This window comes from Psychroserpens sp. S379A, from assembly GCF_049800755.1.
Classification (GTDB): domain Bacteria; phylum Bacteroidota; class Bacteroidia; order Flavobacteriales; family Flavobacteriaceae; genus Psychroserpens.
The window spans coordinates 316700-331801 of record NZ_JBNAFQ010000001.1 but is presented as its reverse complement, the minus strand read 5'-3'; the positions used below and the strand labels follow the sequence as shown (position 1 = coordinate 331801).

Below are 15102 nucleotides of genomic sequence, written 5' to 3'. Positions count from 1 at the left end.
ATGAGTAAATCTAAATCTCCTTTTACCAAAGCACAATTACTTCCGCAGGAAGAAACTTTAGAAATTTTAAAACAAAAAGGAAACTTGTTTATTGGTATCCCTAAAGAAACACACTTTCAAGAAAAACGAGTTTGCCTTACTCCTGATGCTGTTTCTGCACTTGTAACTAATGGTCATCGTGTGATGATCGAGTCTGGTGCTGGTGAAGGCGCAAATTTTAAAGATAAGAATTACAGCGAAGCTGGAGCTGAAGTCACAAAAGATACGGCTAAAGTATTTTCATGTCCAATTATACTCAAGGTTGAACCTCCTTCTTTAGATGAAATAAAACTCATTAATCCGCAAACTATTTTAATTTCTGCACTACAACTAAAAACGCAACACAAAAAATACTTTGAGGCTTTAGCTTCTAAACGTATTACTGCTCTAGCTTTTGAGTTTATAAAAGATGATGATGGTGCTTATCCTGCAGTTCGCTCGCTTAGTGAAATTGCTGGAACAGCCTCAATACTAATTGCTTCAGAATTGCTTTCGAACGTAAACAATGGTAACGGTTTAATGTTTGGTAACATCAGTGGTGTACCTCCTGTTGAAGTTGTTATTATTGGTGCAGGAACTGTTGGCGAATTTGCAGCACGATCTGCAATAGGCTTAGGAGCAAATGTAAAAGTCTTTGATAATTCTATCACCAAGCTACGTTGTATTCAATCTAATTTAGGTCGTACGCTTTACACTTCAACTTTACAACCAAAAAACTTGATTAAAGCTTTAAAGCGTTGTGATGTTGCTATAGGAGCTGTAAGAGGGAAAAACCGATCTCCAGTTATTGTCACTGAAGCTATGGTTGACACTATGAAAACTGGTGCAGTAGTTATTGATGTGAGTATTGATATGGGAGGATGCTTTGAAACTAGCGAAGTGACCAACCACGACAAGCCAACATTTGAGTACAACGGTGTTACTCATTATTGTGTCCCAAATATTCCTGCACGATATTCTCGTTCGGCTTCGGTATCTATCAGTAATATCTTTACTCCATATTTACTAAAAATTGCAGAAGATGGAGGTATTGAAAATGCCATACGTTTTGATCGTGGTTTAAAAAATGGGTTGTATTTTTACCACGGAATTTTAACTAACAAATCGGTTGCTAATTGGTTTGATTTAGACTGTAGTGACGTCAACTTGTTAATATTCTAGCTAACACCAAATACTGAAACTTTAGTTATGAAATTAATACATCGAATAGGCTACTACTTAGGTGGCTTTTCAATTGGACTAATCGTTCTTGCTTTTTTTTTAAGCGGAAAAAAAACATCTTGTGATTATAGTCCTAACGCTCGAACCATCAAAAATATTTCCATTAAAAAGAAGATGTATTCTGATGTTGCAATGACTACAATGAATAGACACAACATCGATACATTAATAGTTTCTGAACTTATAAAAACTGGTGATGTAAATTTTTCTGAAAGTGACACCAAATCTGAGGGTTGTAAAACCTACCTCATAGAAAATACTTATAAAGACGAAAATTTAGAATTACAAATTAAAAATTGCGATTCTACAGCAACAATTCTATCTCTTAAATTCTTAAACGATATCGAATAAAAAATGTTAATATATGCTTTCGAGTATATTAGCATTAGACTATCACTTAAATAATGATTTATCTTATAGGGATTTTTTTCAGTATTTCGGTATCATCATACATAAGTCGAATAACATACACACCTCTCGAAAATTGAGAACTATCAATTTCTTTATCTAGTGATTGTATGCCTTGGTTTGGCTTTAATTGTTCTCTGAAAACAACTTTTCCAGAAAGGTCATACATTACAATTTTATCGACATCTACTCTATCCATTCCAGAGATTTGAATCTTTAAAACATCTGCATTTACATCTTGATAAATTAAAAAATCAAATTCTTCATTAACCACTGGAGGATCTGTAGGACTGCAATCAGTAACATAAACCATAACTGATGTTTCATCTGAAGATAATTCGTTGTAAACCAAAACTGAATATTCTGTATCTGTTCCAGGAGCAACTTCAATACTTTGAGTTGTTTCTCCATTGTTCCATAAATATTGAACATTTCCATTAACTCCTCCATCAGCAGTTAATGTAACCATTTCTAAAGCACATGTAGTAACATCTTCACCTGCATAAGCTTCAACCGTTTCTACTACGTTTACTGCAACCGATTTTTGATCAGCACAATTATTAATATAACCTGTTACTGTATAAGTTCTAGATTCTGAAGGACTAACTGCTATATTTGGTTGTGTTGCTCCGTTGTCCCATTCATATGTATTTGCACCATTTGCTGAAAGTGTCACAAATTCACCTTCTAAAATAGTTACTTCATCACCATTCAAAATCACCACATTCGGATTTAAGTTCACGTGAACTGTTACATCGTCTTGAGCTTGTTCATTTCCTTCAAAAACAGTTACTGTATAAGTTTCAGTCGTCCAAGGATTCACATTAATACTTTGAGTTGTCTCACCTGTACTCCACAAGTAAGCATCTCCTTCTGAAGCGGTTAAGGTAGTGAATGTACCTTCACAAATAGACTGATCTTCACCAGCACTCGCTGTAAAAACTATTGGCTCAACAATTACTGTAATATCATCTGAAGCTTCACAACCATTTAAGAATCCAGTAACCGAATAAGTCGTTGTACTTGTTGGATTCACTGCTATACTTTGTGTTACTGCTCCATTGCTCCACTGATAAGTATCTGCTCCATTTGCTGTTAATGTAATGCTTTCTCCTTCTGTGATTGTCACATCAATTCCTGCATCTACATTTGGTAAAGCATTAACAATTATTGTAACATCATCACTATCTGAACTTGTTCCTAGTGCATTAAACACAGTTACTGTATATGTTGTGGTTGTACTTGGATTCACTTCTATACTTGAAGTTGTTGCTCCTGTACTCCATTGGTAAGTAGATCCTCCTGAAGCAATAAGTGTTACTGTTTCTCCTTCACAAATCGTTTGATCTAATCCAGCATCTGCAACTACTGTTTCTGTTTGAACAGTTACTGTAATATCATCTGAAGCTTCACATCCATTTAAGAACCCAGTAACTGAATAAGTCGTTGTACTTGTTGGATTCACTGCTATACTTTGTGTTACTGCTCCATTGCTCCACTGATAAGTATCTGCTCCATTTGCTGTTAATGTAATGCTTTCTCCTTCTGTGATTGTTACATCGATTCCTGCATCTACATTTGGTAAAGCATTAACAGTTACTGTAACATCATCACTATCTGAATTTGTTCCAAGTGTATTAAATACAGTTACTGTATATGTTGTGGTTGTACTTGGATTCACTTCTATACTTGAAGTTGTTGCTCCTGTATTCCATTGGTAAGTAGATCCTCCTGAAGCAGTAAGGGTTACAGTTTCTCCTTCACAAATCGTTTGATCTAATCCAGCATCAGCAACTACTGTTTCTGTTTGAACAGTTACTGTAATATCATCTGAAGCTTCACAACCATTTAAGAATCCTGTAACTGAATAAGTCGTTGTGCTTGTTGGACTCACTGCTATACTTTGTGTTGTAGCTCCATTGCTCCACTGATAAGTATCTGCTCCATTTGCTGTTAATGTAATGCTCTCTCCTTCTGTAATTGTAACATCGATTCCTGCATCTACATTTGGTAAAGCATTAACAGTTACTGTAACATCATCATTATCTGAATTTGTTCCTAGTGCATTAAATACAGTTACTGTATATGTTGTGGTTGTACTTGGATTCACTTCTATACTTGAAGTTGTTGCTCCTGTATTCCACTGGTAAGTAGATCCTCCTGAAGCAGTAAGGGTTACAGTTTCTCCTTCACAAATCGTTTGATCTAATCCAGCATCTGCAACTACTGTTTCTGTTTGAACAGTTACTGTAATATCATCTGAAGCTTCACAGCCATTTAAGAATCCAGTAACCGAATAAGTTGTTGTACTTGTTGGACTCACTGCTATACTTTGTGTTGTAGCTCCATTGCTCCACTGATAAGTATCTGCTCCATTTGCTGTTAATGTAGTACTTTCTCCTTCTGTAATTGTAACATCGATTCCTGCATCTACATTTGGTACAGCATTAACAATTATTGTAACATCATCATTATCTGAATTTGTTCCTAGTGCATTAAATACAGTTACTGTATATGTTGTGGTTGTACTTGGATTCACTTCTATACTTGAAGTTGTTGCTCCTGTATTCCATTGGTAAGTAGATCCTCCTGAAGCAGTAAGGGTTACAGTTTCTCCTTCACAAATCGTTTGATCTAATCCAGCATCAGCAACTACTGTTTCTGTTTGAACAGTTACTGTAATATCATCTGAAGCTTCACAACCATTTAAGAATCCTGTAACTGAATAAGTTGTTGTACTTGTTGGACTCACTGCTATACTTTGTGTTGTAGCTCCATTGCTCCACTGATAAGTATCTGCTCCATTTGCTGTTAATGTAGTACTTTCTCCTTCTGTGATTGTGACATCGATTCCTGCATCTATATTTGGTAAAGCATTAACAGTTACTGTTACATCATCACTATCTGAAACGGTTCCTGTACTATCAAAAGCAGTAACAGTATATGTTGTTGTACTTGTTGGATTCACATCAATACTTGCAGTCGTTTGTCCAGTATTCCAAACATAAGCAGCTCCTCCTGTAGCGGTTAACGTAGTTTGTGAGCCATTGCATATGGTTTGATCCTCTCCTGCATTGGCAACGACTTCGCTGCCTACGAGAAAAACCGTGACCGAATCTGTATTTTGACAAGTTCCTGTGGTTCCAGTAACAGTATAAGTTGTTTCAACTGTAGGACTTACTGTTATACTTTGTGTTGTTTCTCCGTTGCTCCATTCGTAAGCATCTGCTCCATTAGCAGTTAATACAATTGATTCTCCAAAATTAACCGAAACATCCAATCCAGCATCTACATTTGGAAGCGGATTTACTGTTACAGTAACTTCATCAGGATTACTTAAACATCCATTTTGAGTTACTTCAACTGAATACGTTGTTGTTGAATTCGGATTTACTGAAATACTTTGAGTTGTAGCTCCTGTATTCCATAAAAATCCTGTTCCTCCATTCGCTGTTAAAGTAACAGCTGTGCCTTGGCATGTTTCAACATCTTCACCAGCATCAGCAACAGGAATTGGGTTAACAGTAACAAGAACATTGTCTGTTGAAGTACTTCCGTCAGAATGTGTTCCAGTTACAGTATATGTTGTAGTTTCAGTTGGGCTTACATCAATTGAAGCCTCACTTATTCCTCCTGGATTCCATACATATGAATCAGCTCCAGAAGCAGTTAATGTAATTGTATCTCCTTCGCAAATAATAATATCTTGACCTGCATCAACTTGATTTGGAGCAGTTCCTAATGACATAAAATTTATGTAATATTCTAAACTTGTATAACCTTCAGCATGCACAATATTTCTGTCTGAAGCATCATTACTATTTAATCCATTTTCGGCTTCCCAAAAATCTGGCATACCATCATTATCAGTATCATTTGGAGCTACTCCATTTGATATTGTTGGATAAGTTCCAGATGATGAAATGCTTCCATTACCTGAAGTATAGTGATTAATTATTCTACTATCCACATTATCTCTAGAAGGATAGCTACAGCCTACAAAATCTAATATAGCTGTTTCTACCGAAGATGCTGCTATTGGTGTGATAGTTAATGGTATAAAAGGCGTTGTTTCTACATAAGAATTAAAACCAGTGTCTAATGTATTTATTGATCCAGTAACTAAATTATCATCTTCATAAGCATAAGTTTCAGATACAATACCTTGATCTGTACTTGAGGCATCTATAACAAAACTATCATAAGGATTTACTTGCGAAGATAATTTATAGTGGTTGCCCACTACGCTAAATTTAGTTCCATAACTAGGTTTTGTAGCACTTCTAAATCCATATACTAAATTGTTTATCATTTCATATTCAAGCTGTCCAGAAACGGGTTCATTACTTCTTATACTTCGTTCAGAATTTAAAGCGAATAAATTTCTATATACACTAATATTATAGCAACCTGTACTGGTTAAAAAACCATAAGTATTTTCAGAAACAATGCTATTTTGAACCGTTACATTTCTAACGATTCCACCATTAACACCACGAATATTAAAGTTTTCATCATCTGCCCAACTAAACGAACAATGGTCAAATATCACATCTTCTACAATAGAACCAGACCAAGCTGTAATACTAACCGCATCTGAACCTGAAGGCGCTGAAGGACCTGGTCTAAATCTCATGTATCTAACAATAACATTTGAAGATTCAAATTGAATCATTCCACCTCTGATTAAAATACCATCGCCTGGAGCAGTTTGTCCTGCTATGGTTAAATTACCATTGTCTACATATATGTTTGAGTTGAGATTGATTGTTCCTCCAACTTCAAAAACAATTGTTCTTGTACCAGAAGCATCTAAAGCAGCTCTTAAACTACCACTTCCAGAGTTGTTAAGGTTTGTGACTTTAATAACTTGTCCTCCTCTTCCTCCACTAGCATATTTCCCAAAGCCTTCAGCAGAAGGGAATGCTAATTGTTGTGAAAAAGAATAATTACTAATACAAAGTAAAAATATGCTTAATAAAAAGTAAACACTATAATGTTTACTGCCAATAAATTGGCATTGGGGATTTAGGGCTTTCATTTGCTATTAACGTTTGGGGCATTAATTATTTGACCAATCTATAAAAACGTTATCTATTTTAACGATTAAAGTATTAATTATTCGATAAAGTGATACAAAAAAGAAAGTTTATTCCTACATATGTAGGATTTTTAATAAGAAATTAAACTTAAATTCAATAAAATAATCGATAATCAATGCAATAAATACGACCAAAAGCACGAAATGGATTTTTTAACACTATATTTTAACATTTTATTCACATAACAATTAAATGTCTTAAAAATTGAACAGAAGAAAAATGAATGCAATAAACTTGTATTTCACACCAATTTATTATCATTTAGTCTAATCAGATAAGCATATAGGCATTGGAAAAGAAAAAAAAATTATTTTCGCAATGCAAAGTATTATAGGGCAAGCTTTATAAACTTCCTTTTATTTTTAAAAAATAATAGTACCCATTGATTTCAAAGTTTAACATCATTGAGTTTTTAAAAAAGAGTTTAAAGAATCCAACAATTACAAATATTATAATTGTTGGCGTAGTAACGTTATGCGTTAAAGTTCTTGGCTTTTTAAAAGAAGCTGTTATAGCTGATAGCTTTGGTTTATCTGAACTTGTAGATACTTTTTATATAGCCATACTCATACCTAGTTTTATGAGTAATGTCTTTTTAGGTGGTTTTAAAAGTGTATTCATACCTAATTATGTTATAGAACTCAATAGCGGTAAAAATATTAGAGCATTTCAAACCACATGTTTTTTAGTTACTATTGCGGTTGCTTTAGTCTTTTGTTTAATTGCTATTTTATTTACAGATGTATATCTCGAAACTTTTTTTTCGGGACATTCTGAAAGTTACTATGCGTTGATTAAAGCACAGTTTTATTACGTAATTCCCTGTATCATATTTTGGGGATTATCTTCAATGCTAAATGGAATATTAACCATATATGATGAATTCACGTTTTCTTCGATGAATTCTGTATTCACACCTATAAGCATAATGATATGCCTTTTCTTTTTTAAAGAAGAGTTGGGTAATTTAGTTTTAGCGAAAGGAACCTTAATAGGAAGCGTTCTCAATTTTTTATTTTTATTAATTGTATCTCTTAAAAAGAAAACAATAAAACTTGGAGTTCCTGATTTTGTCTCAAAGAATATTAAAGAGTTATTTGTTCAACTACCAGCAAAACTTTCTGCAAATATTTTAACAGGAATCAACCCTATAATTGATCAATATTTTGCTGCTCAACTTATTATAGGTTCTATTGCTGCTCTTAATTATGGTGTAAAAATTCCAATGTTCTCTATAGGATTAGTCACTTTAGCTCTTGGCAATGTTTTATTGCCTTATTTTTCAAAAAAAGTAATTGAAAATCGTGAGAAAGCATATTCGGAACTAAAGCGAATTTTAAAATTCTTACTCATTGGTAGTAGCATTATTGCAGTCATCTTAATTGTATTATCGTCACCTTTAATCTCTTTAATATTTGAAAGAAATGCTTTTACAAGTGACGATACAGTAATCGTTTCTAGGATACAACAGTTATATTTACTTCAAATACCAGCGTACATTACTACAATTATTATGGTACGCTTTTTAGAATCTATTAATAAAAATGGATTTATGGTTTTAGCTGCTGTAATTTGTTTAGTGTTAAACGTCACTTTTAATTATTTCTTAATACAACATATTGGAGTTTACGGATTAGCTTTAGCAACATCTGCAGTTGCAATTATTAATAGTTTAATTTTATACGTTTATATTAGTCATATAAATAAAGAACAAAAAGCAAACGTAACTAGTTAAGAAAATTGTTTACCATTACATGAAAATACTTCGTTACATCATTTCAATTCTATTAGTTTGTAATATACCTGGAGTTATATTGCTCAACTTTGGAGATAGTATGGGAAGTCTTTTTAGTTATTTAACACTTTCATTATTACTCTTTTTTTATGCAATAAATACAAAACATGCTTTATTATGGCCTTTTATAATATTTGCAGTTTTGTATTATGTTATATCTGGTTTAGTGTATGTTCCTGATGAAAAATACTATTATATAGATTTTATAAAATACTTGATTATAATTGTTTGTGGTACAGAATTAGCTAGAAGAACTAATGTAAAAGAATTGTTTATTTTATTCATTATAGCGTGTTCTAGTATCTTTATTAATGCTTTCTTTTTTCCTATGGATTACGGAAGGTATAGTGGATTCTTTTTAGATCCTAATGCTGCTGGATTTGCTTGCCTTATTGGAGTTATATTAACATTTTCCATTAAAAAAGATAAATGGAAATATATATCGTTATTATTTTTTACGTTTTGTGGAGCACTAACCTTTTCACGAACATTTATATTATTATGGGTAATTATAATTCTAATTTCTACATTTCAAAACCGTAAAAATGTGAGCATATTTGTTGCAGGTTTTTTAGCGATATTCCTTTTATTAAGCATTTCAAGTACCTTAAGTCTTAATACAGACAGGCTCAATTTATTAGACAGTGCTTTTGGAGAAGGAAAAATTAATAGTTCTGTAAATAATGATTCTAGAACAGAAACATGGTCAAATTACTACGACTTAATCTTTGATTCTCCTATAGTTGGAAATGGTTACGAATCCTTTAAAAGTGATAACATCTATGAAGTTGGAGTACATAACAACTACCTTAGAGTTATTGGAGAAAGCGGAATAATTCCTTTTTTAATCTTTGTTGGTATTTACCTCTATATGTTATTTAAAAGTTTTAAAACCTTCAAAATAAAACCTTACGAATGTTTATTGGCTATTGGATTGGTTATTGTAGGATTAACAAATCATAATTTTGACACCATACATCATGTGACCTTTGTTTCTATATGGCTATATCTTAGAGTTATTGAAAATGAAAATGAAGAAGCTGATGACATAAAAAATCTAGACTAAATGCTGCTATTGTAGTTCAACCAAAAAAATGCCTACCAACTCTTCATCAAGGATAAAAATTGGCGTTTTATCGAATTTTCAGCAATAAAACTCTTGTTTTATTTTTATGTCATACATTTATCTTTCAAACCAATAGAACATTAAATGAGTTTTCAATTTTTCAAACAACATTTTAGCATTCCTAAAGCAAGTAGATTGCTTAAGATATTATTAAGTATTGATGTGTTGTTTGTATTGTTACATGCTTTGTTTGTGTTTTTAGTATTTAAAAGAATAGAACTCGGTTGGTCTATTGCTCCTTTTTATTTAAATAATGATGATGGTTATCCTGAAATGTTTCAGTATTTACAATTTGTAATAGGAATCATCATACTTATTAAATTACTTATTAAAACTAAAAAAATGGGTTATGTGTCATGGCTTATATTATTTGTTTTAATGCTATTAGATGACTCATTGAAATTTCATGAACGCTTTGGAGCTTGGGTTACTGAAAAATTTAATTATACACCAATGTTTGGTTTGAGAGCTCAAGATTTAGGTGAGCTAACTTATGTAGCCCTTTTTGGGTCTATACTGCTCTTTTTTTTAGTAGGAGGTTATTATTATGGAGATAAAAAATACAGAAAAACAGCTATTGATTTAGGATTATTATTTGCTGTGTTTTTGTTTTTTGGAATTGGTGTAGATATGATTCATGAATTTATAAATCATAATCGTTATACCTTACTTTTTATAGTGTTGTTAGAAGATGGTGGCGAAATGGTCGTACTGAGTTGCTTTGTATGGTACTTATATTTTATACTATTGAAACCTGAAAATCATGATACGTACTTATTTCAATATGTTTATAAACGTAAATTAAAGTAAGTACATTTTGTGAAACTATTTGATTTCAGATACAGAAAATAAAATGACTAAACATAAATTAAGAATTGGGTTACTTGTAGAAAGTAATAACTTATCCTCTTGGTCATTCAATTGTATTGAATCGTTAATACATTCTAAATATGCTGAAATTGTATTGGTTATCAAGACTAAATATCCTTCAGAAAAAAAAGCCACTTTTATTTCTAAGATAAATCAGATTTCTTATGCTGTGTTTAAAGCAATAGAAAACAAAATTCATAAGCCTTATCCTGATGCTTTAGCTCAAAAAAACCTAAAATCGATTTTAGGTAATTGCAAGGAAAGCTCAGTGAATACTGTTGAAATAGAAGATTTAAAACAGCTCGATTTAATTATTCAATTAGACAAAAATTCAATTCCAGAGCAACTTCTAAAACATGTTAAGTTTGGCGTATGGTCATACTATTTTGGTGATTGCAGTAAAAAAAGAAAAGGTCCTTTTGGAATATGGGAACTCTTTGAAAATCAAATAGACACTAAGGTTTCGATACTATTAAAAGGACATCCAGTTGAGCAAGATTCAATACTTTATGAAACTTCATTTTCAAACGATAAATTGTATAGCAATAGACATGCTCATACGATATATTGGAAAGCTGCAAATATGCTTCCTAGAATGCTTGAAGAATTATATAAATCTAAACCTGATGAGTTTTTTAAAAAATGGTTAGATAAATATGATCAATCTAAAATTCAAAAGCATCAAGACTATAAAATTCCTAGTAATTTTCAAACGATAAAAGCAGTTTCAAAGTTGTACTTTAAAGCATTTAAAGGTGTTATTGAAAGACGTTCGTATTTTGAACAATGGATACTGCTTTTTCAAATGCATTCAAATAAAAAGCGTCCCAAATCTTTTGAAAATTTTAAAAGAATATTACCACCAAAAGACCGAATTTGGGCAGATCCATTTGTTATTGAGCGTAACGACACCTACTACATTTTTATTGAAGAACTATTGTTTAACGAACCTTTCGGAAAAATTGCAGTAATTGAAATGGATAAAGATGGAAATTATAAATCTCCAAAAACCATTATAGAGCAACCTTATCACCTCTCCTATCCTTTTCTAATTGAAGATGATGGCAAATTGTATATGCTACCAGAAACTATGGGCAATAATACGATAGAGTTATATAAATGCATAGCGTTTCCTTATAAATGGGAATTAGAAAAAGTAATAATGAATAACATTAAAGCTGTTGATTCCACAATTTTTAAACATGATAACAAGTACTGGTTATTTACAAATATTGAAGAATTAAATGGCACTAAAATGCAAAGTGAGTTGCACCTATTTTATTCCGATAGTTTATTAAATGATCATTGGATTGCTCATAAACAAAATCCGATTGTTACAGATAAAAGTTCTTCGAGACCTGCAGGTGAGCTTTATATGTCCGAAAATTGTATTTTTAGACCAGCTCAAAACTGTACAAAACATTATGGTTATGCCATGAATATTAATAAGATAACAACCTTAAATACTAATAGTTATAAAGAATGTTTAGAACAATCTATATATCCAAATTGGAGCAAAGACATGTTCTCAACGCACACTATAAATGCATCTGAAACTCTAACAGTTATTGATGCAAAAATTAAAAGAAAGCGCTAAAGAAGTTGCAAAAAATTATAATGCAAAAACCAATTACAATAGTACATATATCGAGTAGTTTAGGTGGTGGTGGTGCCGAACAAATGGTGTTTCAACTCGCTAAGCAAAGTAATCCAAATACCAAAACTATTGTGATTTCAATTTCTGAATTAAACACACTTGAAGAAAAATTTATTCAGGAAAACATTGAAGTTCACTTTTTAAATATTACTTCATTTAGAAATTCTACCTTAACAAAAGGTTTAAATCAACTTCACCAAATAATAAAGGATTACGAAAATGTTGTGTTTCATTGTCACCAATATCATGGTGGTCTTCTTGGCATTATCTATAGATTAAAGTATAAAAAGATACCTATTGCATATACAATGCATACTAACAAAGTCGCATCAATTGGCAGAAGATGGCTCTTGTTTTTAACCAAACCTTTCAGAAAAAAAGACATTATTTTTAGTGAGAATTCAAAAAAATGGTATTTAAAAAATAGTGTTGTTATTCCTAATGGTGTAGATTTTAATACTTTTAATTCTGAAAAAGAGAGGGTTTTCAACAGCTCTAAACCTTTTGTGTTTCTATTTTTAGGACGATTAAATACGCCTAAAAACCCATTGTCTTTAATTACATTTGCAAATCAATTAAAAGAAAAAGAGCTTCATAATTTTGTCATTCATGTTGTTGGTGATGGTTATATGAGACAAGAGTTAGAAGAGGCTATTGCAGCAAATCAATTAGAAAACAATTTTATTCTTTTTGGTTTTAAAAATGATATCAAATCAGTCATAGACAATGCACACTGTTTAATACTACCTTCCTTATGGGAAGGAATGCCTGTAGCTATTATTGAAGCTGCAGCATCTAAACTACCTGTAATTGCAACACCTGTTGGTAGTATTCCTGATTTTTTAAATCAGTCAAATGCTATAGTTTGTGATGTAAATTCATTCTCTAAACAAATGATTTCTGTTATTGAAAATTACGATATTGCTAAAGAAAAATCTCAAACATTATATCAAGAAATTAAATCCATTTTTAACATCGATAGTGTTTATATAGAACACTTGAAAGTATACCAATCAATACTATAATGCTACCTGTATGTGTGGAATTTACGGAACCAATATAAACTATAATGAATCTCAAATTAAGGATAAGCTTAAACGTACATCCTTTAGAGGTCCAGATCAAACAGGCTTTGAGTTTTATAATTCAAAAACTTCAAGAATTGCTTTTGGTCACAATAGATTATCTATTATAGATTTAGATCCAAGATCAAATCAACCCTTTAATTATAATCACGTTCATATCGCATTCAATGGTGAAATTTATAATTTCAAAGCCATACGTAAAACACTTCAAAGTAAAGGCTACACTTTTAATACAACTAGTGATACTGAAGTCGTTTGTGCAGCATATATTGAATATGGCAAAGCTTGTGTTACCCATTTTAATGGCATGTTTGGTTTTGTTATTTATGATGAAAAAAAGCAGCTATTTTTTGGAGCTAGAGATCGATTAGGTCAAAAGCCCTTTTACTATTATCACAATGGTAAAGAATTTGAATTTTCTAGTCAGGTTTCTTCTATTCAAACACACCATAATAATTTAACTATTTCAGAAAAAGCCATTACATATTATTTGGTTTGGGGAAATATTCCAGATCCACAATCGATTTTTAATGAAGTAAAAAAGTTAAAAGCTGGACATTCGTTTACTTTTGATTTAGCTACTGGAAAGTTTGAAGATTATCAATATTGGGATATTGATTATAAAAACACAAATCCGTTTTCAGGCACTTATGACGATGCAAAACAAGAATTAAATGCCATTCTAAAAGATGCAGTTTCCACGCGATTATATGCAGATGTTCCTGTTGGTGTATTTTTATCTGGAGGTGTCGATTCTTCACTTGTTGCTGCATTGGCTACAGAATCCACTGATTCAAAAATTAAAACCTTTTCTGTAAAATTTAATGAAAAAGGATTCGACGAAAGCATCTATGCTCAACAAGTTGCAGATCATTTAAATACAAATCATCACACTATAGAATGTAATTATGAAGAAGGTATCGATTTAATAAAAGATTTTTGTCATTATTATGACGAGCCTTTTTCAGATTCGTCTGCAATACCTTCAATGTTACTTTCAAAATATACGAGACAGCATGTTACTGTTGCACTTTCTGGTGATGCTGGAGATGAAAGTTTCCTTGGTTATCATCGTTACAATTGGGCAAAAAAAATAAATAGTATTTATCAAATCCCTTTGGGTTCTAGAAAAGTTTTGGCTAAGGTTTTAAATGCAATGCCAAATTATAAACTCAAAGTAATTTCTCAATCACTAGGTTTTAAAAATCCAGATGATTTTTATCTGAATTTAATGACCTCTTTAGATCCTTCATGGATTACATCAAATCACGATTTTAACGATGTAGAAGAAGTAAAATATTTGCAACATAATTATAAAAACCTGCTTGAACGTATCTCAGATTTTGATACTAAAACGTATCTCAATTGGGATATTAATACAAAAGTAGATAGAGCTTCAATGGCATATTCATTAGAAGCTAGAGCGCCTTTTTTAGATTATCGTGTTGTAGATTTTGCAAATTCGCTTCCAACACATTTTAAATATGATAAAAAGAACCAAAAACGAATCTTAAAAGATTTAGTGTATCAAAAAGTTCCTAAATCTATATTTGACAGACCTAAATCTGGATTTACAATGCCTTTTTCTCGCTGGTTTAGAGAAGATTTAAAAGATTTTGTTTTAGAAGAACTCAACGATGATGCCTTAAAATCTATACCATGTATTAATGTAGAAAAAGTAAAATTGATGATTAGCCAACATATGGATGGAAGCTGGAATAAGTATCCATTAATTTGGAAACTATTGGTATTAAAACAATGGCTTAATACAAACGGAAAAGGACTTTCTATTAGATAAG

The 15102-nt window shown here is 31.7% G+C and carries 9 protein-coding genes; 8 read left to right on the top strand and 1 reads right to left on the bottom strand.

Annotated elements, in window-relative coordinates:
- Both ACP15M_RS01415 and ACP15M_RS01410 read left to right on the top strand, forming a co-directional pair.
- The gene (locus tag ACP15M_RS01415) at positions 1-1200 is read left to right on the top strand and encodes an alanine dehydrogenase (RefSeq protein WP_425075380.1); all 1200 of its coding nucleotides are present in this window, start codon (positions 1-3) and stop codon (positions 1198-1200) included.
- Between the two features lie 27 nt (positions 1201-1227).
- The gene (locus ACP15M_RS01410) at positions 1228-1611 is read left to right on the top strand and encodes a hypothetical protein (protein ID WP_425075379.1); all 384 of its coding nucleotides are present in this window, start codon (positions 1228-1230) and stop codon (positions 1609-1611) included.
- Between the two features lie 58 nt (positions 1612-1669).
- Here ACP15M_RS01410 and ACP15M_RS01405 read toward each other — a convergent pair whose 3' ends face one another.
- Positions 1670-6709 (bottom strand): T9SS type A sorting domain-containing protein, encoded by a 5040-nt coding sequence (locus tag ACP15M_RS01405; protein WP_425075378.1) that lies wholly within the window; start codon positions 6707-6709, stop codon positions 1670-1672.
- A gap of 443 nt (positions 6710-7152) precedes the next feature.
- Here ACP15M_RS01405 and murJ point away from each other — a divergent pair, with 443 nt between their 5' ends.
- The 6 genes from murJ (at position 7153) to asnB (ending at position 15101) form a co-directional block, all read left to right on the top strand.
- Positions 7153-8505: a murein biosynthesis integral membrane protein MurJ gene (gene murJ / locus ACP15M_RS01400; protein ID WP_425075377.1), complete on the top strand. Its 1353-nt coding sequence runs from the start codon at positions 7153-7155 to the stop codon at positions 8503-8505.
- Positions 8506-8524: 19 nt separating this feature from the next.
- Positions 8525-9631, top strand: coding sequence for an O-antigen ligase family protein (locus ACP15M_RS01395; protein WP_425075376.1), 1107 nt, complete (start codon positions 8525-8527; stop codon positions 9629-9631).
- Between the two features lie 144 nt (positions 9632-9775).
- Positions 9776-10501, top strand: coding sequence for a hypothetical protein (locus ACP15M_RS01390; protein WP_425075375.1), 726 nt, complete (start codon positions 9776-9778; stop codon positions 10499-10501).
- A 43-nt stretch (positions 10502-10544) separates the two neighbouring features.
- A complete protein-coding gene (locus tag ACP15M_RS01385) occupies positions 10545-12158 on the top strand; it encodes a glucosamine inositolphosphorylceramide transferase family protein (RefSeq protein ID WP_425075374.1) in 1614 nt (537 codons plus the stop codon).
- Positions 12159-12178: 20 nt separating this feature from the next.
- Positions 12179-13243, top strand: a complete 1065-nt coding sequence (locus ACP15M_RS01380; RefSeq protein WP_425075373.1) for a glycosyltransferase — start codon at positions 12179-12181, stop codon at positions 13241-13243.
- Positions 13244-13253: 10 nt separating this feature from the next.
- Positions 13254-15101 (top strand): asparagine synthase (glutamine-hydrolyzing), encoded by a 1848-nt coding sequence (asnB, locus tag ACP15M_RS01375; RefSeq protein ID WP_425075372.1) that lies wholly within the window; start codon positions 13254-13256, stop codon positions 15099-15101.
- Position 15102: the final 1 nt, after the last annotated feature.

Bases quoted from the DNA above. Each gene is read 5' to 3' on its own strand.
- asnB (WP_425075372.1), top strand. From the start codon at position 13,254: ATGTGTGGAATTTACGGAACCAATATAAACTATAATGAATCTCAAATT.
- ACP15M_RS01395 (WP_425075376.1), top strand. From the start codon at position 8,525: ATGAAAATACTTCGTTACATCATTTCAATTCTATTAGTTTGTAATATA.
- ACP15M_RS01415 (WP_425075380.1), top strand. From the start codon at position 1: ATGAGTAAATCTAAATCTCCTTTTACCAAAGCACAATTACTTCCGCAG.
- ACP15M_RS01405 (WP_425075378.1), bottom strand. From the start codon at position 6,709: ATGAAAGCCCTAAATCCCCAATGCCAATTTATTGGCAGTAAACATTAT.
- ACP15M_RS01380 (WP_425075373.1), top strand. From the start codon at position 12,179: ATGCAAAAACCAATTACAATAGTACATATATCGAGTAGTTTAGGTGGT.
- ACP15M_RS01390 (WP_425075375.1), top strand. From the start codon at position 9,776: ATGAGTTTTCAATTTTTCAAACAACATTTTAGCATTCCTAAAGCAAGT.
- ACP15M_RS01385 (WP_425075374.1), top strand. From the start codon at position 10,545: ATGACTAAACATAAATTAAGAATTGGGTTACTTGTAGAAAGTAATAAC.
- ACP15M_RS01410 (WP_425075379.1), top strand. From the start codon at position 1,228: ATGAAATTAATACATCGAATAGGCTACTACTTAGGTGGCTTTTCAATT.